Source organism: Comamonas resistens (assembly GCF_030064165.1).
GTDB lineage: Bacteria > Pseudomonadota > Gammaproteobacteria > Burkholderiales > Burkholderiaceae_C > Comamonas > Comamonas resistens.
Genome location: NZ_CP125947.1, coordinates 2,767,800 through 2,789,410, shown reverse-complemented (window position 1 = coordinate 2,789,410; position 21,611 = coordinate 2,767,800). Strand labels below are relative to the sequence as shown.

The window sequence follows — 21,611 nt, the reverse complement described above, 5'->3', positions numbered from 1 at the left end:
AGCACGTCAAAGAAGGTATGGAGCGAGACATGAATAATCAAGATGAAAACCGGAAGAGCGGGTGGATGAGCTATGAGAACAAGCTGCTGCTCATTCTATTCTTCACTTTCGGCATTGTATTTTTCGACCGGCTGGCGCTGTCATTTCTATTTCCCTTTGTTTCCAATGAGCTGGATCTGAATAATGCCCAGCTGGGCATGCTGTCGTCCATTCTGGCGCTGGCATGGGCGGCCTCCGGTGCATTCTTCGGGGCTTACACCGATCGCAAGGGCAACCGTAAAACGGTGCTGATTCTTTCGGTGCTGATGTTCTCCCTGTGCTCGGCCCTGTCGGGCCTGGTGGGCGGCTTTGTCGGTCTGCTGCTGTTGCGTGCGCTGATGGGGTTGGCCGAAGGGCCGGTGCTGCCACTGTCGCAGACATTGATGGTCGAAGCCTCGACGCCCAGCCGACGCGGTCTCAACATGGGTCTGCTGCAGGGCTCTTCGGCGGGCCTGCTGGGCGCCGTGATTGCGCCGCCGGTCATCGTCTCGCTGGCCGTGGCCTATGGCTGGCGCACGGCTTTCTATCTGACCTGCATTCCGGGGTTGATTGCCGCAGCACTCATCTGGCGCCATGTGCGTAACACCCAGGGCGACCGCACTGATGGCCAGCCTGGAGAGGCGCAGGCCGGACCACGCTGGGCCCTGCTGCGTGAACGCAATATCTGGCTGAGCGTGCTGATCAGCTGCGTCTTCATGGCCTGGTTCGTGATCATCATTTCCTTTGCGCCAACCTATCTGATCAATGCCAAGGGCTTCGAGCCGGGCACGATGAGTGCGGTGATGAGCTGCATGGGCGTGGCCTGGGTCATCTGGGGCTTTGCCGTACCTGCCATCTCGGACCGTATAGGTCGCCGTCCGGCACTGATCTTTTTCTCCTTTGTCGCGGCGGGTTGTCCGCTGGCCTTTTTATATGCCCAATCGCCGGTGGTACTGGGTGGCTTGCTGTTGCTGACCTACACCGGCCTGGGCTGCTTCACGCTCTTCATGGCCACGATTCCCGCCGAGACCGTTCCGCGCGCAGCCATGGCCACGGCATTGGGGATGATCATGGGCGTTGGCGAGTTGATCGGCGGTTTTGTCGCCCCGACGCTGGCCGGGCTGGCAGCCGACCGGTGGGGGCTGGATGTGGTGATGTGGGTGGCGGCGGCGGGAGCCCTGCTGGCAGGCATGCTTTCCCTGGGCTTGGTGGAAACAGCGCCAGGGCGCGTTGGTAACGGCCTGCGAGCTGCAGCCTTGAAGGAGTCGCAAGCATGAAAGCGCTGAAATGGCATGGCGCGCGCGATCTGCGCCTGGAAATCATCGCGCGCAGGCCTTTGAAGGCCGGAGAAATCCGTATCGAGGTCGCGTACTGCGGGATCTGCGGCAGCGACATGCATGAATACCTGCATGGGCCGGACTCGATACCGGTCAAGGCTCCGCATCCCTTGTCGAACAGCGTGGCGCCCATTGTCATCGGCCACGAATTCTGCGGCACCGTCGTGGAGACGGCTGCCGATGTGACAGGGCTGCAGCTAGGGGACAGAGTTGCCGTGGAGCCGGAATACCGCTGCGGCCACTGCACCTATTGCCGTGAAGGACGGTACAACCTTTGCGAATCCATGGGCTTTGTCGGACTCATGGGAGATGGCGGAATGGCGGAGGAAGCCGTGGTGCCCGCCTATATGGCCCATGTACTGCCCCGGTCACTGAGCTTCAGGCAGGCTGCGGTGGCCGAGCCTGCCGCCGTGGCCTTGCATGGGGTGCGCCAAAGCGCGCTGCGTCCTGGCGATGACTGCGTCATCTTCGGTATGGGGGCCATAGGCCTGCTGCTGGTGATGATGGCCAGGCACCATGGGGCTGGCCGGATCATTGCCGTCGATGTCGATCCCCGGCGTTTGCAATTGGCGCGCGAGGTGGGCGCCAGCGACACGGTTGATGCCAGCCTGGGCGATGCGGTGCAGCAGGTGCGTGAACTCACGGGCGGGGTGGGCGTTCCAGTAGCGTTCGAAGCCGTAGGCCGTCCCGAGACGCTGAAAGGGGCTCTCGGTGTGCTGAGCAAGGGAGGTGAAGCCGTGCTGCTGGGGCTGATGCCCGAGGCGAGCATCGATACCTTCGATCTTGTCAACCGCGAACTGCGCATCACTTCCAGCGTGGGCTACCGCGGTCTGTATCCCGAGCTGCTGGAGCTGATGGCGTCCGGGGCCGTGGATGCCGAGCGGATTGTGACCCATACCGTGTCGCTGGAGGCCGCCATACAGAACGGTTTTGAGCGGCTGGCTTCCGCCGGCGACGCCATCAAGGTGCTGGTGCAGCCGCAGCAAGAAGCCTGTGCCTGAGGTTTCTGGCCGGGCGTTCTGCCGGTAGCTCTTGGGCTATCGGCGCCTGTCGTTAGATTGAAGCCCGGTGCCGCCCGGGCTGCTCGCGCATCTGCGTGGGCGTCATGCCGTGCTGTGAGCGGAATGTGCGTGCAAAGTGGGCCTGGCTGGCGAAGCCGCAGCGGTAGGCGATCTCGGCAATGCTGTAACGGTTCAGCGCCGCCTGGCGCAACTCCATGGCTGCGCGCTCCAGGCGGCGCTCGAGAATCAGCTGGGTCACGCTGCGCCCCTCGGCTTGCAGCAGCCGGTTCAGGTGCCTCAGGGAGACACCTGCGGCTGTTGCCACTTCGTGGGCATCCATTGAGTGGCGGTGCAGGTGTTCGTCGATATGGGCGCGCGCGGCCAGCAGGTGGGAGGCGCGCAGCGCACTGCTGCCGGCGGCCTCTCCGGCCATCATGGCGCGCAGCAGATCGCAGGCCTCGAACTGCATGCGATCCTGATCCACGCCTTCGGGCCGGGCCATGGCATCGCCCACCAGATTCTTGAACGCATGATTGAGCACGCGTCCGCTGCCTGCTTCGCCCGCAATGCGGATCGGGCCTGGCAGTTGCGCGCGGCTGCAGTCCCGGTAGAACCAGTCGGCTGGCGTATCCACGAGGAACTGGTGCATCTGGTGGGTGAAGCCGAACAGGTAGGCATGCCGGGTGTCATAGATCACCAGGTCGCCCGGGACGAGGTGGAGGCAGCTGTGTTCCTGATAGAAGAAGGCGCCGCTGCTCAGCACCAGCGAGACGAAGACCGATTCCTTGGGATGCTGGCGCACCAGTTGTGGTGTGCGTTCGATCACATGGGCATTGCCATCGATGTCGGCCAGGGCCAACTGGCCGACGGCCATATTGCTCTGCCGTGCCTTCAGGCCTTCGTCGGAGAAGGAGGAGCAGCGCAATCCGACCAGAAAAGACGCGTTGTACGCCTCCCACTGGTCCAGGCGCTGGCTGGCGGGAAAAGCATCCGTGGCAATCCGGTTCACCGCGCATGGCGCAAGCGAAGGCATGGGCGTCTCCTTGGGGCAGGTTCTTATGTTGTGCGCCGATCAGGGGGAGCCAGCTGGTGTCGGCGGTGCCGAACAAACTCTAACATGCCATTTTTCTGCCTTGCTCCGTGGAGTTACGGTGTTGTGCCGCGCGCCGATATAGGCTTGCGAGCCTTTATGTCTCAACGCTGAGGCCGGGAATCAAGCCGGGTCACATCGCCGGCCGGAGATGGGGATATCGAATCTGTCGCCGTGTCGGCACAGGCGCGCCACCAGGGTGTTCCTGCCTGGGGGGCATTGAGGTCCAGGCGCTCGCCCATCATGGGCGTGGCGATAGCAATGCCGTGCTGGCGGCCCAGGCCCAGGATCTGCTCGAACGGGTCCCACCAGGCATGCATGGCCAGGTTGAAGGTTCCGTTGTGTATGGGCAGCAGCCACCGGCCGCCCAGGTCCTTGTGGGCCTGTATGGTCTGGGCCGGGTGCATGTGCACATAGGGCCAGTGCGGATCGTAGGCGCCGGTCTCCATGAGCGTGAGGTCGAAAGGGCCGAAGCGCCGGCCGATTTCGGCAAAGCCGTCGAAATAGCCGCCGTCCCCGCTGAAGAACACGCGCAGCGGCTGATCCGGCTGCAGGTCCTCGATGACCCATGAGGCCCACAGCGTGCGGTTGCCGTCGCGCAGTCCGCGTCCCGAGAAATGCTGGGCTGGCGTGGCCGTGAAACGCAGGCCGTCCACCTCGCTGCCCCGCCACCAGTCGTGCTGCACGATCCTGTCGGCCGGCACCCCCCAAGCCGCCAGCCGGTCGCCCACGCCCAGCGTGCACAGAAAGATGCCCACCTTGGGAGCCAGCGCGCGGATGGTGGCGCGGTCCAGGTGGTCGTAATGGTCGTGCGAGAGTAGCACGCCGCGCAGCGGCGGCAGTTCATCCAGTGCAATGGGCGGCGCATGAAAGCGCTTGGGGCCGGCAAACGACAGCGGCGAGGCGCGCTCCGAGAACACGGGGTCCGTCAGCCACCAGCCGCTGCGCAGCTTCATCAGCAGGGTGGAATGGCCCAGGCGGTAGAGGCTGCGCTCGGGCGCGGCGTCCAGCGCGGCGGTGCTCAAGGGCAGCACAGGCAGCGCCTTGCGGGGCTCGGAGTCAGCCGGCTTGTTGAAGAAGAAGTTCCATAGCGTCCTGGCGTCGGGCTTGGGACTGTTGGCCGGACGCGGATGGATGTTGCGAAAGCGCCCGCCCGCGTACTGGGGCGAATCGGGGTAGCCGCCGATGGCAGCCTGAAAGAGCGAGGGTTGGGTCACGGTTCGGATGTCGGCAAATGAGGCCGTCGCCGGTAGTTGGAGCGGATTGCGGCAAAAGCAAGACCGTTGGTGGATTGCGCGAGGCTTTTGCGCGGGCCAGGGCATGGGCAGCCCAGAACACAAGCGCATTGTCGTTGTCATGCCTACGGCGCTTGTCAGGTTTGGCTGGCAATGCCAGCCACCGCTACCGCCGGTGCGCTGTAAAGCACCCATAGGTTCCAGCCGTGGTCTCGACGACTCGGATTTATTTTGTGGATTGGGTTAAGTGGCCGTTGAATTTGATATTGAATATATCTTATAGAGTCTATAAGAATATCAACTGAAAATAGGCTTGTTTATTGAAGCTAGAAAATGGGTTGCAGGTCTTGAATGGCCGAATATGCAGGGTTCATGACATTTTTTGAGAAAGTTCTTGAAGCCTCAACCTCTGTGTAAGCCTTGTCATAGCTCGTTTTCGAGAGGAGATGTGGTGAGAATCTGATGATTGCGGTGTGGTTGGGTGATGTTGGATATTTTCAGTATTTGAAAATAAGGAAAACATCTTAATGTGCCTGGGAATATTGAAACAGCGTATCGGTATTTTGTTTTCTCAATACCTGGTCATAGCATCTGGCGCTTTCGCAATATCAACCAGAGGGATTTACGCTACATGGCAACAGGTAAGCATTTTTCGGCAGGGGAGCACGGTTTCACCGTCGCTGCGTTGACGGTGGCGGTCGGCCTGGCGCTGTCCGCCTGCGGCTCCGATCAGGAGGCTGCGGTGGCCCAACCCGTAGAGCAGGAAAGCAAGGCGCCGCAACGGCCCAACATTCTCTACATCATGGCCGATGACCTGGGTTATTCGGACATCCAGGCCTTCGGCGGCGAGATCGAGACTCCCAATCTGAACGCGCTGGTGTCCGACGGCCGTATTCTCACCAACCACCATACCGGTACCGTCAGCGCCATTACGCGCTCCATGCTGATTTCCGGCACGGACCACCACCTGGTCGGCGAAGGCACGATGGGCGCGCCGCAGGACGAGCGCAAGGGCTTGCCGGGCTACGAGGGCTATCTGAACGACAGCGCGCTGTCGGTGGCACAGCTGCTCAAGGACGGCGGCTACCACACCTATATCGCCGGCAAGTGGCATCTGGGCTCGGCGCTGGCTGGTGATACAGCCGGGGCGCTGGTTTCGGGCAAGACGCCCGATCAATGGGGCTTCGAGCGCAGCTTCACCTTGCTGGGCGGTGCGGCGGTCAACCATTTCGGCCATGAGCCGGCGGGCTCGAAGAACTACACCGAAGACGGAAAATATGTGCAGCCGGGCCAGCCCGGCCAGCCGGGAGGCGCAGGTGGCAGCCCGGCGCAGTTCTACTCGACGGACTTCTTCACCGACAAGCTGATCTCCTACATCGACTCCAACCGCAAGGACGGCAAGCCCTTCTTCGCCTATGCCGCCTACACCTCGCCGCATTGGCCGCTGCAAGTACCGGAGCCCTGGCTGAGCAAGTACAAGGGCCGCTACGACGGTGGCTACGGCGCCATCCGCCAGGAGCGCATCGCCCGCATGCAGGCGCTGGGCGTGATCTCCGGCAATCTGACGCCCAATGCCGGCTTGCCCGAGACACTGACCGCCTCGCCAGCAACGCCAAACAACGGCAAACCCAACGCCAAGTACATCAACGCCCTGAACAGCCCGGCGGGCGGCTACGTGGACTATGACGCGGGCAGCGTGATCAAGTCCTGGAGCAGCCTGTCTGCGGACGAGAAAAAGTCTCAGGCGCGCTACATGGAGATCTATGCGGGCATGGTGTCGAATCTCGACTGGAACATCGGCCGGCTGATCCAGCACCTCAAGGACACAGGCCAGTATGAGAACACCTTCATCATGTTCCAGTCGGACAATGGCGCCGAGGGCTGGGCAATGGACTCGGGAGAAGATCCGACCGCGACCGACATCGCCAACGCACAGCCGGGCACCTACGAGAAACTGGGCACCGACTATGGCCGGCCCCAGACCATCCGCTTCCCGTTCGGCTTGACCTACGGCACCCGCTGGGCCGAGGTCAGCGCGGCACCGCTGGGCCTGTACAAGAGCACCATGGGCGAAGGTGGCATCTCCGTGCCAGCCATTGTCAAGTTGCCGGGCCAGGCCAAGAGCTTGCCGCCCTTCACCCGGTTCACCCATGTGACCGACAACACCGCGACGTTCCTGGCGCTGGCGGGCGTGCAGGCGCCCAGCAAGCCGGCAGCGGCGCAAATCGATCCGAAAACCGGCGTCGACAAGAACAAGGGCAAGGTGGTCTACCAGGGCCGCAATGTCTACCCGGTGACCGGCCATTCACTGGTGGAGGCACTGAAGGTGGCCGCATCGGGGCCGGTGCGCAACACCCCCTTCGGCGAGGAAAGCTATGGCCACGCCATGCTGCTAAGCGCCGACGGCCGCTGGAAGGCGCGCTGGACCGCACCGCCACTGGGCCCGGTTGACGGTCACTGGGAGCTGTTCGATCTGGAGAATGATCGCGGCGAAACCCGGGATCAATCCGCAGCCCAGCCGCAGCTGTTGAGCCAGCTGATCGAGCAATGGAAGGCCTATATGGCCAGCGTAGGGGGCGTGGAGCCGCTGCGTCCGCGCTGACCTTGGGCGAAGCGAGAAGCCAGCGGGCTTCTCGTTTGCTGCCGACCGCCGGGTGCTAGGCACCTGGCGGCCTTTGCACAGAGATTGCCAATGCCTCCATCCTTCCTGTTTTTTTGGCCACGCGGCTTGCACGGGTTGCGTCGGTGATGAGCGACGCACACTTCGATTTTCATTGCTCGGCCTGTGGCAAATGCTGCAATTCGCCGCCGCTGCTGTCGCTGCCGGAACTGTTCCGGCACCAGCACCGCTTCATCGGCGGGCTGGCGCTGCGCCGCGTGCGCCGTCTGCGCATCGGCCAGCGCCTGGCGCAGGGCGGCCGGCTGTACAGCATCGGTGCCGAGGATCTGCGCGCTACGGCGGCGCTGTCCGCCCAATTGCTGCATCCGGCGGGCGATACCGACATTCTGCTGGCGCTGCAGGGCATGGACCATCCGTCGCGTGGCGCCTGCCCGGCACTGGACGCCGATGGCCATTGCTCGCTGTATGCCGCGGGCCGGCCCGCGACCTGTGCCGTGGTGCCTCTGGATGCGTTGCTGCCCGATCGCCTGCTGCATCTGGTGTTGGCCGGCAGGATAGGCGAAGCCGCCTATTTCGGCGCCGATTGCCTGAGCACGGAGGCGCGTGCCGGCCATAGGCCACTGGTCGCTGGTGCCTCGGTGCTCGATACCGGCTATGCCGCCACACTGGCGCTGCGCCGCAATGATCTGGCGGCCGACAGGCGCCACTGGGGCGATGCGGTGTGGCGGTTGATCGGCCCTGAACTGCTCGGCGAACCCGGTGCCATTCCTGTCGAACAAGCCTTGACCGTGGCGCCGGTGCCGGTGCTGCTGGTCATCGCTGGTGCATCCGACGCCTGCCGCCAGCGGGTGCTGGATTTCATCGCCGCGCAGCAGGCACTGATTGCCGAGGCGATTGCTGCCGCGCTGCAGCGGCGCCTTGGCGACGACAAACCCTTTACCCGGCAGTTGCGAGCCTTTGCCGACACCTACCGGGCGCTGGAGCGGCGCCTGCGCGAGGCGCCGGCCCCCCGGCCGCGTGTCAACGCGGCCGAGCTTGAAGCTTGGCTTGGTCTGGCTCCCGTGGCCGAGGCTTCCTTCATCACTCCTGAATCTGTTTCATGACGCACAGCAACCATATCGTTCAAGAGGCCAAGCGGCTGAACATCAGCCCCGAGGCACTGCAGACCTATCTCGACGCCGGAGCCGGCAAGCCGGCGCCAGGCGTGTCCCGCTATCTGCACACCACGATCAAGCCCATAGGTTCGGCCTGCAACCTCGACTGCAGCTATTGCTACTACCTGAGCAAGGACGGGCTGCTCAAGCAGAACAACCGCCGCATCGACCAGACGCTGCTGGAGACCTTCATCAAGGATTACATCGACAGCCAGGATGTGGAGGAGATTGCCTTTACCTGGCATGGCGGCGAACCGACGCTGCTGGGCGTGGAGTTCTTCCGCAAGGTGGTGGAGCTGCAAAAGCGCCACACACCGGCGGGGCGCCGCATCTCCAACGACCTGCAGACCAACGGCACCTTGCTGGATGACGAATGGGGCGCCTTCCTGGCCGAACACAGCTTTCTGGTCGGGTTGAGCATCGACGGCCCGCGTGCGCTGCACGACGCCTATCGGCCCGACAAAAGGGGAAGGCCGAGCTTTGACGCAGTCTTTGCCGCCACCCAGCTGCTCCAGAGATACGGCGTGCCGTTCAGCACGCTGACCACGGTGAACCGCAAAAACGCCAGGCAGCCGCTGGAGGTGTATCGCTTCCTGCGCGACGAGGTCGGTTCGCGCTATATGCAGTTCATCCCCTGCGTGGAGCCCAAGCAGTTCGAGCACACGGCGCCCGGCTATCTGGAACCGGGTCAACTGGTCGATGCGCAGAGCCCGCGCACCGATCCCGGCCATCCGCTGTCGGTGGTGACGGACTGGAGCGTGGCCTCGCAGGACTGGGGAGGCTTTCTGTCGGAAGTGTTCGACGAGTGGGTGGCGCACGACCGCGAGCGGGTCAAGATCAATCTGTTCGAGACCACGCTGGCCCAGCTGCGCGGACAGCCGGCGCAAATCTGTACCAGCAGCCCGTTCTGCGGCAAGAACGTCGCACTGGAGCACGATGGTCGCGTCTATGCCTGCGACCACTTCGTCTATCCGGAGTACGAGATCGGCAAGGTCGGCGAGCAGCCGCTGAGCCGCATGGTGTTCTCGATCAAGCAGCTGGAGTTCGGCCTGAACAAGTTCAATTCATTGCCCGGCGAATGCCGCAAATGCCCTTATCTGAAGCTCTGCTACGGCGAATGCCCGCGCACCCGCATCCTGAAGACCCGGCCGGGCGAGGGCAATCTCAGCTATCTATGCCAGGGCTGGAAGCGTTTCTTCGCGCACGCGCTGCCAGCGTTGCAACTGCTGCGATAGCGCGCCATGGCCTGGCCCGCATACGATGTTGCGCCAAAATGGGCGCCATCATTTCCGCCGCAGGCAAACAGAAGATGTCCATCGCCATACGTAACTTCGAAGCCTTGCTGGCGCAGGGCAAGGATTCAGCGCTGCTGCGCTACACCCTGGGCAAAGCCTATCTGGATCAGGAGCAGGCCGAGAACGCCCGCACGCATCTGCTGCAGGCCACGGTGCTCGATCCCGCCTATTCGGTGGCCTGGAAGCTGCTGGGCAAGGCCCAACTGGCGCTTGGCGATACCGAGGCTGCACGCCAAGCCTGGCAACAGGGTCTGGCCAACGCCGAGGCCAAGGGCGATGCCCAGGTGGTCAAGGAGCTGCAGGTGTTCCTGCGCCGGCTGGACAAGCAGGCCGCCGGCGAGTAGCCCGCATCGCAGGGGGGCAAGGGAGGTTACTCTCAAAAAAATAGCTGCCAGCGCTTGATGTATATGCGCTGGCAGCTATTTTTGCGTAGGTCGTGAGCTGTTTCCTAGTGGGCACCTGCCGCAGCGTCGGAACCTCCGGCATGGGGCGCTGGCCGCTTGGTGAACCAGATCAGGACGATCAGGCTCAGGAACAGAAAGGACGAGGCCAGGAAGATATCGTTGGCCGCGCGGGTGAAGGCCTGCTGATCAATCAGGCGGTTGATCTGGGCATAGGCCTGCTCGGCACTCATGCCGGCGGCTTCCAGTTGCTTGACGGTGATGGCAAACGTGCCTTGTCCCTGCACCAGCAGCTCGGTCAGATGAGCGTGGTGCATGGAGGCCCGGTTTTCCCAGAGCGTCGTGGCAATCGAGGTGCCCATGGCGCCCGCAGTAATCCGCACAAAGTTCGACAGGCCGGCAGCTGCCGGAATGCGATCAGGCGTCAAACCGCTGAGCGTGATGGTGGTCAGCGGGATGAAGAAGAAGGCCATGGCCGCGCCCTGGATCAGCGTGGGGATCAGGATATGGCCAAAGTCGGTCTCCACCGTGAAGCGCGAACGCATCCACAGCACCAGGGCAAACACGATGAATGCGCCCGTGGCCATTTTGCGCGGGTCCCAGCTGCCCACCTTGCGGCCCACCAGCGGCGTCAGCACGATGGCGAAAATACCCACGGGCGCCAGTGCCATGCCGGCCGTGGTGGAGGTATAGCCCAGCCACTGCTGCAGCCACAGCGGCAGCAGCACCACGTTGCCAAAGAACAGGCCATAGGCAATCGACAGCGCGATCGAGCCCGCTGCAAAGTTGCGCCGCCTGAACAGGCGCAGGTCCACCACGGGGTGGGCGTCGGTCAGCTCCCAGACCACGAACACGGCAAACGCCACCACGGCAATCACGGCAAAGGCAACGATTTCGTTGGATGCAAACCAGTCCAGCTCCTTGCCCTTGTCCAGCATCAGCTGCAGCGCACCGACCCAGAGCACCAGCAGCGACAGGCCTATGGTGTCTATGGGCAGCTTGCGTGTGGGCGTTTCGCGGCTGCGGTAGATGCTCCAGGTCATCAGTGCCGACAGCAGGCCCACAGGCACGTTGATATAGAAGATCCAGGGCCAGGAGATGTTGTCCGTGATCCAGCCGCCCAGAAGCGGCCCCACCACGGGCGCCACCAGCGTGGTCACGCCCCAGAGCGCCAGCGCCGTACCGGCCATGGCCGGCGGATAGCTGGCCAGCAGCAGGGTTTGGGACAGCGGAATCATGGGTCCGGCGACCAGGCCTTGCAGCACGCGGAAGAAGACCAGCATCTCCAGCGACGAGGCAAAGCCGCAGAGCCAGGAGGTCAGCACGAACAGCAGCACACTCATGGTGAACAGGCGCACGGCGCCGAAGCGCTGCGTGAGCCAGCCCGTCAGCGGCACCGAGATGGCATTGGCCACGCCGAAGCTGGTGATGACCCAGGTGCCCTGGCTGGGGCTGACGCCCACATCGCCCGAGATGGCCGGAATGGCCACGTTGGCGATGGAGGAGTCCAGCACGTTCATGAAGGTGGCCAGCGACAGGGCCAGTGTGCCCAGGACCAGCGGCGCCCCCTTGAGCGGAGGCGGCGCATGCACGGGCATAGGCATGGGGGGCGCCGCGCCAGCCTTGTCGGGGTCGGAGGCCTCGGGGGCGGCGGAATTCGAGGAAGTCATGGCGGGTTCCGTGCCTTACTTGCCTTGTGCCGGTTCAGCAGGCTCGGCAGCAGCTGGCTCCGATGCCTGGGCCTGGGTTTGAGCTGTCGGCAGCTTGTCCAGAGAGCTCAGCGCAGGCAGGCTTTCACCGGCAATGATGCGGTGGATACGGTCTTCGGCCTGGGCCAGCGTGCCGTCATAGACAGCGGTCTGGGCCACGGGCTCGGTGCGCGGCGCGTTGGCCAGGGCGAGGCCCTCCTTGTCGCGGATGTCGACCTTCACGTCCATGGACAGGCCCACGCGCAGCGGGTGCTGCTTGAGGGCTTCGGACTCCAGGCTGACGCGCACGGGCACGCGCTGCACCACCTTGATCCAGTTGCCCGTGGCGTTCTGGGCGGGCAGCAGCGAGAAGGCCGCGCCTGTGCCTGCGCCCAGGCCCACCACATGGCCTTCATAGACGGTCTTGTCACCATAGACGTCGGCGGTCAGCTCCACCTTCTGGCCCATGCGCAGATCGGCCAGCTGGCTTTCCTTGAAGTTGGCATCGACCCAGAGCTTGTGCAGCTCCACCACCGTCATCAGCGGCGCACCCGCGGCCACGCGCTGGCCCAGTTGCACGCCGCGCTTGGCCACGAAGCCGTCCACGGGCGAGAGCAGGCGGGTGCGCTGCAGCGCCAGATAGGATTCGCGCACCTTGGCGGCAGCGGCCATGACGGCAGGGAAGTCCTGGGCCGTAGCTCCCTTGGTCTGGGCTTCGGCGGCTGTCAGCTGGGCCTTGGCGGCGCGCACGGCAGCTTCGGCGGCGACCACGGCATTGCTGGCGGCGGTGGCCAGGGACTTGGCGTGGTCAAACTCTTCCTTGCCCACGGCGCCGGTCACGGTCAGCGGGCGGCGGCGGGCCACGTCGTCATTGGCCTTGGCTGCGTCGGCTTTCAGGCGCAGCAGGTCGGCTTCGCGCTGGGCCACCTGGGCGGCCAGCGGGGCGTTGTTGGCATACAGGGTGCGGGTCTGGCGCGCGGTCTGGGCCAGCTGCGACTCGGCCTGGGCCAGTTGCACCAGATAGTCGGCGGGGTCCAGTTGCACCAGCACCTGGCCGGCCTTGACATAGTCGGTGTCGTCGGCGCCGATACTGATGACAGTGCCGCCCACCTGGGGCGTGATCTGCACCACATTGCCCGCGACATAGGCGTTGTCGGTGCTCTGGTAGTTGCGGGCCACCATCCAGTGCCAGCCGCTCCAGACGATGGCGCCTACGGCCACGGCGGCGGCGACGACGGTCAGGCCCTTGCGACGGCCGCCGGGGTTGGCGGTGGGAGAGGCTGCAACAGGGGCTTTGGGTGCGTTCGGGCTGGTGTTGTTGTCGGTCATGATGTCTGGCGCTTTGTTATCTGCTGGGACTTGCGCCAATCAGGAGAGGTTTGGAGCTCAAGCTCTTGCCGGACCTGATTGGCGTGGTCGTTTGGGTTGAGTGCGGTTTTGCGGCAGTTTTGAGAAAAGGAGCTGCTGGCGCTGGTCAATCAAGGGTTTCAATGCGTTTTCATTGATAAACGGTTGCTTGACGTGCGCTGGCTGCTATCAAATAAGTTGTATTCAGTGGGCGCTGATCTGCAGCGCTTTCGTATCGTCCGTCCAGCCACCGCCCAGGGCCGAGGCCAGGGCGATGCGGGTATCGAGTTCACGGGCTTGCAGGTCCACGGCAAGGCGGCGCTGGGTGATGAGCTGGGTTTCGGTATTGAGCACGGTGATCTGCGTGCCCAGGCCGGCCTGGTAGCGCTGCACGGCAAAGTCATAGGCGCGCTCGGCCTTGGACAGCGATTCGTTTTGTAGTGTCTGCTGGCGCTGCAGCGACTGCACCGAGGCAATGGCGTCACCGGCCTGCTTGACGGCATCGAGAACCACGCCGTTGTACTGGGCAACAGCCGTATCCAGATCGGCCTGCTTGCCGCGCAACTGGGCGCGCAGACGCTTGCCGTCAAAGATAGGCAGGCGCAGGGCAGGCGTCACGCCCATCTGGCGCGAGCTGGCCTTGAAGAGGTTGTCCAGGCCCAGTGCGCTCAGGCCCACAAAGGCCGTCAGGTTCACATCGGGGTAGAAGTCTGCCTTGGCCGATTCAATACCCTGCGTGGCCGATTCCACGCGCCAGCGCGCGGCCACCACGTCGGGGCGGCGGCCCAGCAGGTCCGCGCCCAGGGTCTGGGGTACGGGCTGTATGCGCAGGCCCGCCAGCCGGGGTGAGAGCGCATTCTGCGCATCGGGCGCCTGGGCGCAGAGCACGGCAATCGTGCGGCGCGCCAGCGTGATCTGCTCGTTTAGCATTTCGATCTGGGTTTGGGCATCGGGCATGCCGGCCTGGGCCTGGGTCAGCTCCACCTGGCTGTCCAGGCCGGCGCGGGTGCGCTGCTCGCTCAAGCTCAGCAGCGACTGGCGCTGGTCCAGAGTGCGCTTGGCGACATCGCGCTGCGCAATCAGGCGGGCCAGGGCCACGTAGCTGCGTGCCACCTGGGCAGCCAGCTGGTTGGCGGCGGCCGCGCTATCGGCCTTGGCAGCGCGGGCCTGGCCCAGGGCCGATTCCAGCTCGGCCGAATGCTTGCCAAAGAAGTCCGGCGCCCAGGAAAGGCCGGCCTGCAGATTGCCGCTGTTGTAGATATTGCCGGCCAGCGGCGGCGGGAACAGGCCGTTGGCGCTGTAGCGCTCGCGCGTGGCGTCGGCGCTCAGCGTGCCGCGGATGTCGGTGGCCGTGCTGCTGGCGGTGGCCAGGGCCGCAGCCTTGTCGAAGCGGGCGTTGCTGGCGGCCAGGCTGGGGCTGCCTGCCAGGGCCTGGGCGACCAACTGGTTGAGCTGGGCGTCGCCCAGGCCTGTCCACCACTGGCCGGAGCCAAAAGCGGTGTTGTCGGCGGCGGTGTTGCTAGCTTGGTCATCCAGACCCAGGTCAGCGGCAGCGAGCTGGGCCAGCGGCGCATGGGCCGGGCCCTGGGAGGCACAGCCAGCCAGGGTCAGGGCCAGAGCCATGGAGGCCGCCTTGAAGGGCAGGGCTGACCAGAGCGTGTGTGCCGCAGGTTGGAGAGAAGTACTTTGCTTCATGGAAAGATGCCAGTGGTTTTTATTGAAATCGGGCAGGGGAAAAGCAGTGTGTCGGCCAGCCTAGCCTTTTGGGGCAGGGCCGGCCTCGTTCGTTTGTAGGGGCTGCAGGGCTTCGCGCAGTGCATCGCCATTGGCCAGCATCCGCTGCAGCATGGACAGCATCAGCGAGCATTCTTCGTGGCTGAAGCCGCTCAGGTGGCCGTTGAGCACCGAGGTCAGCACCTTGGGCACCTGGGTGGCGACACTGCGACCTTCCTCGGTCAACACCAGATGCACGACGCGCCTGTCGGTGGTCGAGCGCTCGCGGCGCAGCAGGCCCTTGGCCTCGATGCGATCCAGTGCACGCGTGACGGAAGCCGGGTCCATGCCCAGATCCTTGGCCAGCGTGCTGCTATGGGTATCCCCGCACAGCGACAGCTTGTACAGCGGCAGCCATTGCACATAGGTCAGACCTTGCTCTGCCAACTGGGCGTCGGCCAGTTGCAGAATGGAGCTGAGCACCCGCCGCATCAGAAAGCCGATGCTTCGGTCTGGCGCATACACACCCGCTTGATAGAAGAAGGTGGAGGCGTCGTTCGGGTCGATGCGGGTTGAGGCTGAATTGGGCACTTGTGGAATCAATGTTTGTCTGGTCAATGATTGACGGCGCAAATTATTGCTGAATTGGAATAAGGCTGTACAGCAGATTTATGAAGCGCTCCTGAAAAAGAAGCGCCATGCGCTGTCTGTATAAGCGCTGGTGCCTGTTTTTGCTTTGAAAATAAAAAAGCCCGGCTGTGCAGGGCCGGGCTTGTTGGCAAAAGGGTCAAATCACAGCGGCACACGCAGCACGATGATGATGACCAGGCCCAGCGCCAGATTCAGCGCCACCCATTTGCGTATCCTCTCCAGCGCCTTGCCGCCAGCGGGCCAGTCCTTGGCCTCCACGGCGCGGTCCAGTCGCTTGAACAGCGCAAAGCGGATATGGCCGAACACGGCCATCATCACCAAGCCCAGAATGCTCATCACGATCCAGGTCGCCGGCATGTTGAACTTGCCGCCTGCGGCCCCTGCCATGGCGTGGATGCTGCCGATCATGCCCACGCCCGAGGCCAGAATCACCACGACCAGCACCATCACCACGGCAAAAAAGCGCTGCAGCACGCTGTGCATGAGCTTGACGCGCTCGGGCGGCTGCAGGCCCTGCACGGCAGGGCGCAAAAAGAAATGGGCAAAGAACATGCCGCCCACCCAGACCATGACGGCCAGCAGGTGCAGAAGTTTGAACAGAATGAAAAGCATGGATTTGTGGGGACAAAAGTGGCAAGGCTGCAAGCCTAGCGGAGATTGTCCTGTCCATGAAACACTCAGACCCAAATCGCAGTGCCTGGGGCACCCATTGCGTGTTTAGACTTTGGGCACCGATCAAGAACGCCAAGGAGTACCTCATGTCACAACAGGCCACCGTCGTTGCCTTCAAGAAATCCTCGGGCCGTATTGCATTGCGCTCTGCCGATGGCAGCTTTGTACTGGCGGAGCAGACCGATGCCAAGCCCATGGCTGAAGGCCTGAGCCTGGAAGGCAATATGAGCGAGTTCGGCCCCGAGGTCTGGAGCGACGCCCAGGGCCAGACTCAGTACGAAGTCTTTGTGCTGGGCTGGGATCTGTCGGCAGAAGCCATCGAGCAGGCCATGTAGGTTTGCATCTGCTTAATCAGAAAGGCGCCCTGAGGGGCGCCTTTTTGCCAGCTGAAACAGCATTTTTGATAGCTGCCAGCGCTTGATGGCAAAGCGCTGCAAGGCTGAAAGGCTTAGAACGCCATTTGCCGGGTGCCGGCTTTGCCCGCCAGTCGTCCGGCTTGCACGCCCCATAGCCACATGGCGGCGCCGGCCACCAGGGTCAGCACAAACGAGCGCTGCGCGCCCCAGTGGTCAATCAGCCAGCCGGCGATGGCGGCGCCCAGCGCAACACCTGTGGCCAGGCCCGTCAGCAGCCAGGTCATGCCCTCGGTCAGGCGGTGCGAGGGCACCTGCTGCTCCACCAGGGCCATCGCCACCGTAATCGTGGGGCCGAAGGTAATGCCTGCCAGCAACACGGCCATTGTCAGTGCCGTCAGATTGCTGGCCAGCAGCAGGGGCAGGGCGGAGATCGCCACCGATGCGCCCACCCACACGATCTGGCGGCTCAAAGGCATTTTCAGCTGCAGCGTGCCGAACACGAGCCCCATGGCGCAGGAGCCCAGGGCATAGAAAGACAGCACCACGCTGGCCATGCCGGGCTGGCCCTGGGCCGTGGCAAAGGCCACGCTGGCCACATCGATCACGCCCACGATGATGCCCTGCGCCAGCATGAACAGTGCCAACGTGCGCACCACGGGCTGGCGCAGCATGGAAGGAGCGCTCTCGGCACAGGCATGGGGGCTGATGGGCGGCTCGGTGGCCCGCTGCATCACAAACAGGCCCACGCCTACGATGAGAAACAGCGCGGCTGCCAGCGGCCCGGCTTCGGGGAACAGCCACATGCTCAAACCCACGGATAGCGGAGGGCCGACGATGAAAGCCATATCGTCGAGCACGCCTTCCAGCGCGAATGCGGTCTTGAGCTGGGGCGTGCCGCTGTAGATTGCCGTCCAGCGTGCGCGCACCATGGCTGGCATGCTGGGCAGGCTGCCCGCCATGGCGGCCAGCACCAGCAGCAGCCAGTCCGGCCCCTGCCAGTGCGCGCAGGCCAGCAGCGCCAGCATGGACAGCGCACTGCAGGCCGCAGCAAACGGCAGCACCCTGGACTGTCCGTGTCTGTCCACCAGGGCCGAGATGCGTGGCGCCAGCACGGCGATCGACAACGCAAAACAGGCCGAAGCCATGCCTGCCAGCGTATAGGCGCCGCGCTGCTGCGAAAGCATGGTGATCAGGCCTATACCCGTCATTGACAAAGGCAGGCGGGCCAGCAGGCCGGCCATGACAAAACCTGTACTGCCAGGTGCAGTGAACAGACTGCGGTAAGCGTGAAACATGAAAACCTTGGGATTCAATTTTTGACATACATCGCGTATGCGAGTTGCATTCTAAATGCCGGAGGTGCTCGGCGTATGATTGGCATACGAGTTGTATGTGAATAAAGTCGGGAGTTCGCCATGACCCAGGTTCGCCAGAGCCGAGCCAGCATGATTGAAGCCACCCGGGCCAAGCTGATTGCCGCGGCCCGCAAGGCCTTTGCCCAGCACGGCTACGCCCAGGCCTCCATGGACGAGCTGACTGCGCAAGCCGGTCTGACACGCGGTGCGCTCTACCATCACTTTGGCGGCAAACCCGGCCTGCTGGCCGCCGTTGTCGCACAGATGGATGCCGAGATGGACGAGCGTCTCGAAGCCGTGCTGCGCGCCCATGCCGACCCCTGGCTGGGCTTTCTGGCCTACTGCCGTGCCTATCTGGCCATGGCCCAGGAAGCCGAAATCCGCCGCATCGTGCTGCAGGATGCGCGCTCGGTGCTCACCGGCACCGACCAAGGCCAGCAGCATCAGCAGTGCATTGCCTTTACCACCGGTTTTCTGCAGCGGCTCATGGACCAGGGCGTCATCGTGCCCGCCAGCGCGCCCGCTCTGGCCCGGCTGCTCAATGGTTGCCTGGTCGAGGCCGCATTCTGGATTGCCGAAGAGGGCGCGCCGCCCGAGCGGCTGGAGCAAGCGCTACAGGCACTGGATTTGATGCTGCAGGGCTGGAAGGCCTGAGCCCGTTCCAAGGAAAGCCAACCATGCAATTGCTAGACCAAGACCTGCAACGCCTTGCCGCCATTCGCCAAGGCCTGCAGCCGCTGCAAGACTATCTGTTCCGGCCCGTAGCTGAGACCGATGGCAGCCAGTACGACGCCAACGAGGCACGGCGCTATCGATTGCTGCTGGCGCTGCAGTGCGACCGGGCCGAGGGCGATGCCGACCTGCTGGTTCCCTTGCTACAGGCCGAAACAGCGCGCCACCGCATGGAGGCCTATCAAGGCCTGTACCCCGCGCTGGCCCTGGCCTGAGCCTTGCTGGCGCGCTATCAAAATACCGAGCATTTGCCCCTGTTCATCAACGCCAAGCGTGCCAACTTCGACACCCATTGCGGGCTGGATGTGCAATACCTGCTGTCAGCCGGGATTGCCGAAAGCTATGCCGCCGCCGCGCTGCTGGACGCTGACCTGCGCGAAGCCTTTCACGACTATCTGGGCGCAACGCCCGCGCAATGTGAAATAACCGAGCAAGCGCTTGAGCAATGGCGCGGGCTTCAGACCAGGGTCTATCCCGTACCGCGGGTCCTTCGCAGCCTTGATGAGGAAATCGAATTTCTGCTGGAGCTGGGCGAGCAGACCTTGGCCGAGGCCAAGATCAACGAATGGCGTGCCACGGCCTTCAAACCCACGCCCGAGGGCTGGAGCCAGTGGCGCTCCTGGCAGCGCTGCATCCAGAATCTGGGCGGCATGATCGAAGCCCAGCAAGCCCTGCTGGCCTTTGATACCCAGGACTGGGACAAGGCATCCCGGTTGCGCGACCTGACAGACCTGCATTTGCAGAACCATGACCTGCCGCAAGCGCTGCAATGCATTCAAGCGCTGCAGAGTTTTCACCACCACTTCAAGGAATGGCGAAAACTGGGCCTGGGTCGCTTTATCGCAGAACAATATCTTGCTTATGTGCTGGCCGCCAAAGCAGCCCATCCCGAGGCCTCAGCGCAGGTCTATATCTGGGCCAAGGCATTGACCATGGGCATGGAAAACATGCACTGGAATCTGCTGGAAAAACTGATTGCGGTGCATGAGGGCTATGGGGACCAGATGCTGGCTACACGGTATAGATTGGTGCTGAAGAGGGAGCGGGCATAGGCTTTGGGGTGACTGCTGAGTGGAGCCCTGTAGCAGTCTGCGCCGCCAAACTCCGGCTGTAGTGGCTGTGGAGATGGAGCTTCGATGAATGTTGGCGTGAATCCGTTGCAACGATTCATGACGCCGAGAGTAATGCAGTCGCCAAGCGATGAGGACGCGTTCTGTCCAGCTTGAACGGCGGCTTCTGGCCAAAAAAGCCGCGGCTGTTTACCATCCATCGCTGCATTTCGCGTCGAAGCCGCCAAGGTCTGCCATGCGGCGGTGCTGCTTCGATCCTGCCCCGCAATCATCAAGCGTCAATCTTGGTGGCCGCAAATCTCTCGCGCAGCCATGTGGCCGCAGGCCCGCTCGGGCGCTGCTTGTGCCAAACCAGCTCCAAGGCCACGGGATGCGCTCCTTCGTTGAATCGCAGTGCTGGTATGACGAGGTCCTTGGCTACGGGTGAGCTCTCGATGATGTGATTGGGGATGAGCGCCCAGCCGATCCCTTGCTTGAGGATCTGCAGGATGACCCAATGGCTTTCGACCCACCAGACCTCGGCAGCGACGCGAAGACGGTGTTTTTCAGTTCCTTCGGACCTCAGCGTCACCATGATCTGACGGTGACGCTTGAGCTCTTCCCAGTCGACGACGGTATGCGCAAGCGGATGGCTGCTTCCACAAACCAGTTGGAGCGGCACCCATCCAATCGTGTGAAAGCCAAGCTCTGCGGGCAGCGATTCCTGGCGCCACATCACTCCGATATCCGCTTTCCCGTCAAGAATCATGCTGCTGACATCCTCCATGATGGGGAACAGCAGCTCCAGCTCAACATGGGGAAAGAGAGCCGCGAACTCGGCGAATAGCTCTCCCAGCACATGCTCCGGGTAGAGCTCGTCAATGGCCACAACAAGGCGCTTTTCGATATGCGCCTCGAAGCTGGCCGCAATACCAATCAGATGCTCCCGGCGGTCAAGGATCAGCTTTGCTTCCGCCAGCAGGCGCTCGCCTGCGGCAGTCAAGGAGGGATTGCGCCCGGCACGGTTGAAAAGCATCACCCCAAGATCGGTTTCCAGGTTGGAAACCTGGGTGCTGACGGCTGATTGCGCCTTGCGCAAAGCACGTCCGGCGGCAGAGAAAGATCCTTTTTCTGCTGCCGAGACGAATGCTTCCAGTTGGTCCATGGATATGCTCATCTATCTGATTTTAAGATGGTAGATAACTTTGCATTATTTGATATCAAGATACATTGCATACCAATCAATGTGATTGGAGAAAAAATGATGAAGACGCGCAGTCTTTCTGATCGTGTGCGGCACGCTTTGATGTTCGAAGCTATCGGGTTGATGATCATCATCCCGGCCTCGGCCATCTTGTTCAACAAGCCCATGACGCATATGGGCGTGGTGGGTATAGGCTCCGCTACGATCGCGACGGTTTGGAATTTCACGTTCAACATCGGGTTTGATCGCTGCATGCGGAAGATGTACGGTCATATTCGCAAGAGCTTCGCAGCCCGACTGCTGCACACTGTCTTGTTCGAGGCCGGCCTGCTGCTGATCCTGCTTCCGCTGATTGCCTGGTATCTGAATATGACGCTACTCGAGACGCTGGTGCTCGATCTGGCTATCGTCGCGTTCTATCTTGTTTACAACTTTGTGTTCAACGTTGCCTATGACCGCCTTTTTCCGGTCCTGGCCAATAGCCGCTCCCCAGTTGTTTCCAGCTTGAGCGAGGCCTCATAACCCGCAACTCGGCTTGGGCGCCAGGTCTCGTGGGTGCAGGCTCCATGATCTGGTGCAGGTTCGGGCTGCGGCCACGGACTTCCCGCGCAATCCCTGTGCTGGGCTGAAGACCGAATCGGGGCGCCCATCCTGTAGCCTGGCGTAAGACCAGTCAGTTACGCTGTGCATCGA

At 63.0% G+C, this 21,611-nt stretch carries 20 protein-coding genes; 11 read left to right on the top strand and 9 right to left on the bottom strand.

What is annotated here, in order from left to right; all coding sequences use genetic code 11:
• The first annotated feature begins 29 nt into the window (after positions 1-29).
• Positions 30-1,295: an MFS transporter gene (locus QMY55_RS13050; RefSeq protein ID WP_283484635.1), complete on the top strand. Its 1,266-nt coding sequence runs from the start codon at positions 30-32 to the stop codon at positions 1,293-1,295.
• Positions 1,292-2,356, top strand: coding sequence for a 2,3-butanediol dehydrogenase (locus QMY55_RS13045; RefSeq protein WP_283484634.1), 1,065 nt, complete (start codon positions 1,292-1,294; stop codon positions 2,354-2,356). Before QMY55_RS13050 ends, QMY55_RS13045 begins: the two co-directional genes overlap by 4 nt.
• Before the next feature lie 52 nt (positions 2,357-2,408).
• Here QMY55_RS13045 and QMY55_RS13040 read toward each other — a convergent pair whose 3' ends face one another.
• Positions 2,409-3,389, bottom strand: coding sequence for a helix-turn-helix domain-containing protein (locus QMY55_RS13040; protein ID WP_283484633.1), 981 nt, complete (start codon positions 3,387-3,389; stop codon positions 2,409-2,411).
• Positions 3,390-3,550: 161 nt separating this feature from the next.
• Positions 3,551-4,663 (bottom strand): MBL fold metallo-hydrolase, encoded by a 1,113-nt coding sequence (locus tag QMY55_RS13035; RefSeq protein ID WP_283484632.1) that lies wholly within the window; start codon positions 4,661-4,663, stop codon positions 3,551-3,553.
• Positions 4,664-5,312: 649 nt separating this feature from the next.
• Between QMY55_RS13035 and QMY55_RS13030 the strand changes: the two genes are divergently transcribed.
• The 4 genes from QMY55_RS13030 to QMY55_RS13015 all read left to right on the top strand — a co-directional run bounded on the left by QMY55_RS13030 (position 5,313) and on the right by QMY55_RS13015 (position 10,094).
• A complete protein-coding gene (locus tag QMY55_RS13030; RefSeq protein WP_283484631.1) occupies positions 5,313-7,283 on the top strand; it encodes an arylsulfatase in 1,971 nt (656 codons plus the stop codon).
• Positions 7,284-7,429: 146 nt separating this feature from the next.
• Positions 7,430-8,404, top strand: a complete 975-nt coding sequence (locus QMY55_RS13025; protein WP_283484630.1) for a YkgJ family cysteine cluster protein — start codon at positions 7,430-7,432, stop codon at positions 8,402-8,404.
• Positions 8,401-9,690, top strand: a complete 1,290-nt coding sequence (locus QMY55_RS13020; RefSeq protein WP_283484629.1) for an anaerobic sulfatase maturase — start codon at positions 8,401-8,403, stop codon at positions 9,688-9,690. The genes QMY55_RS13025 and QMY55_RS13020 overlap by 4 nt, the downstream gene beginning before the upstream one ends.
• Positions 9,691-9,728: 38 nt before the next feature.
• The gene (locus QMY55_RS13015) at positions 9,729-10,094 is read left to right on the top strand and encodes a tetratricopeptide repeat protein (RefSeq protein WP_407650506.1); all 366 of its coding nucleotides are present in this window, start codon (positions 9,729-9,731) and stop codon (positions 10,092-10,094) included.
• Between the two features lie 104 nt (positions 10,095-10,198).
• Here QMY55_RS13015 and QMY55_RS13010 read toward each other — a convergent pair whose 3' ends face one another.
• The 5 genes from QMY55_RS13010 to QMY55_RS12990 all read right to left on the bottom strand — a co-directional run bounded on the left by QMY55_RS13010 (position 10,199) and on the right by QMY55_RS12990 (position 16,162).
• A complete protein-coding gene (locus QMY55_RS13010; RefSeq protein ID WP_283484628.1) occupies positions 10,199-11,821 on the bottom strand; it encodes a DHA2 family efflux MFS transporter permease subunit in 1,623 nt (540 codons plus the stop codon).
• Between the two features lie 15 nt (positions 11,822-11,836).
• Positions 11,837-13,168 (bottom strand): HlyD family secretion protein, encoded by a 1,332-nt coding sequence (locus QMY55_RS13005; RefSeq protein ID WP_283484627.1) that lies wholly within the window; start codon positions 13,166-13,168, stop codon positions 11,837-11,839.
• A 222-nt stretch (positions 13,169-13,390) separates the two neighbouring features.
• The gene (locus tag QMY55_RS13000) at positions 13,391-14,809 is read right to left on the bottom strand and encodes an efflux transporter outer membrane subunit (protein WP_283488947.1); all 1,419 of its coding nucleotides are present in this window, start codon (positions 14,807-14,809) and stop codon (positions 13,391-13,393) included.
• Positions 14,810-14,941: 132 nt separating this feature from the next.
• Positions 14,942-15,490: a MarR family winged helix-turn-helix transcriptional regulator gene (locus tag QMY55_RS12995; protein WP_407650504.1), complete on the bottom strand. Its 549-nt coding sequence runs from the start codon at positions 15,488-15,490 to the stop codon at positions 14,942-14,944.
• A 201-nt stretch (positions 15,491-15,691) separates the two neighbouring features.
• On the bottom strand, positions 15,692-16,162 hold the full coding sequence (locus QMY55_RS12990) for a CopD family protein (protein ID WP_283484626.1): 471 nt from the start codon (positions 16,160-16,162) through the stop codon (positions 15,692-15,694).
• 146 nt (positions 16,163-16,308) lie between these two features.
• On the opposite strand from QMY55_RS12990, the gene QMY55_RS12985 reads away from it, so the two are divergent.
• Positions 16,309-16,557 carry a hypothetical protein gene (locus QMY55_RS12985; RefSeq protein WP_283484624.1) on the top strand — a complete coding sequence of 83 codons (249 nt, stop codon included), beginning with the start codon at positions 16,309-16,311 and terminating at the stop codon, positions 16,555-16,557.
• Positions 16,558-16,670: 113 nt separating this feature from the next.
• On the opposite strand, the gene QMY55_RS12980 is transcribed toward QMY55_RS12985, so the two are convergent.
• Positions 16,671-17,873 carry an MFS transporter gene (locus QMY55_RS12980; protein ID WP_283484623.1) on the bottom strand — a complete coding sequence of 401 codons (1,203 nt, stop codon included), beginning with the start codon at positions 17,871-17,873 and terminating at the stop codon, positions 16,671-16,673.
• A 150-nt stretch (positions 17,874-18,023) separates the two neighbouring features.
• On the opposite strand from QMY55_RS12980, the gene QMY55_RS12975 reads away from it, so the two are divergent.
• Genes QMY55_RS12975 through QMY55_RS12965 form a run of 3 tightly spaced genes read left to right on the top strand, consistent with a single transcriptional unit; the run spans position 18,024 to position 19,717 of the window.
• Positions 18,024-18,587: a TetR/AcrR family transcriptional regulator gene (locus tag QMY55_RS12975; RefSeq protein WP_283488945.1), complete on the top strand. Its 564-nt coding sequence runs from the start codon at positions 18,024-18,026 to the stop codon at positions 18,585-18,587.
• 23 nt (positions 18,588-18,610) lie between these two features.
• Complete coding sequence (locus QMY55_RS12970) at positions 18,611-18,880, top strand: hypothetical protein (protein ID WP_283484622.1); 270 nt, start codon at positions 18,611-18,613, stop codon at positions 18,878-18,880.
• A 33-nt stretch (positions 18,881-18,913) separates the two neighbouring features.
• Positions 18,914-19,717, top strand: a complete 804-nt coding sequence (locus QMY55_RS12965) for a hypothetical protein (RefSeq protein WP_283484621.1) — start codon at positions 18,914-18,916, stop codon at positions 19,715-19,717.
• A gap of 289 nt (positions 19,718-20,006) precedes the next feature.
• On the opposite strand, the gene QMY55_RS12960 is transcribed toward QMY55_RS12965, so the two are convergent.
• Complete coding sequence (locus QMY55_RS12960) at positions 20,007-20,891, bottom strand: LysR family transcriptional regulator (RefSeq protein ID WP_283484620.1); 885 nt, start codon at positions 20,889-20,891, stop codon at positions 20,007-20,009.
• Positions 20,892-20,975: 84 nt separating this feature from the next.
• Between QMY55_RS12960 and QMY55_RS12955 the strand changes: the two genes are divergently transcribed.
• Positions 20,976-21,440: a PACE efflux transporter gene (locus tag QMY55_RS12955; protein ID WP_283484619.1), complete on the top strand. Its 465-nt coding sequence runs from the start codon at positions 20,976-20,978 to the stop codon at positions 21,438-21,440.
• Positions 21,441-21,611 lie beyond the last annotated feature (171 nt).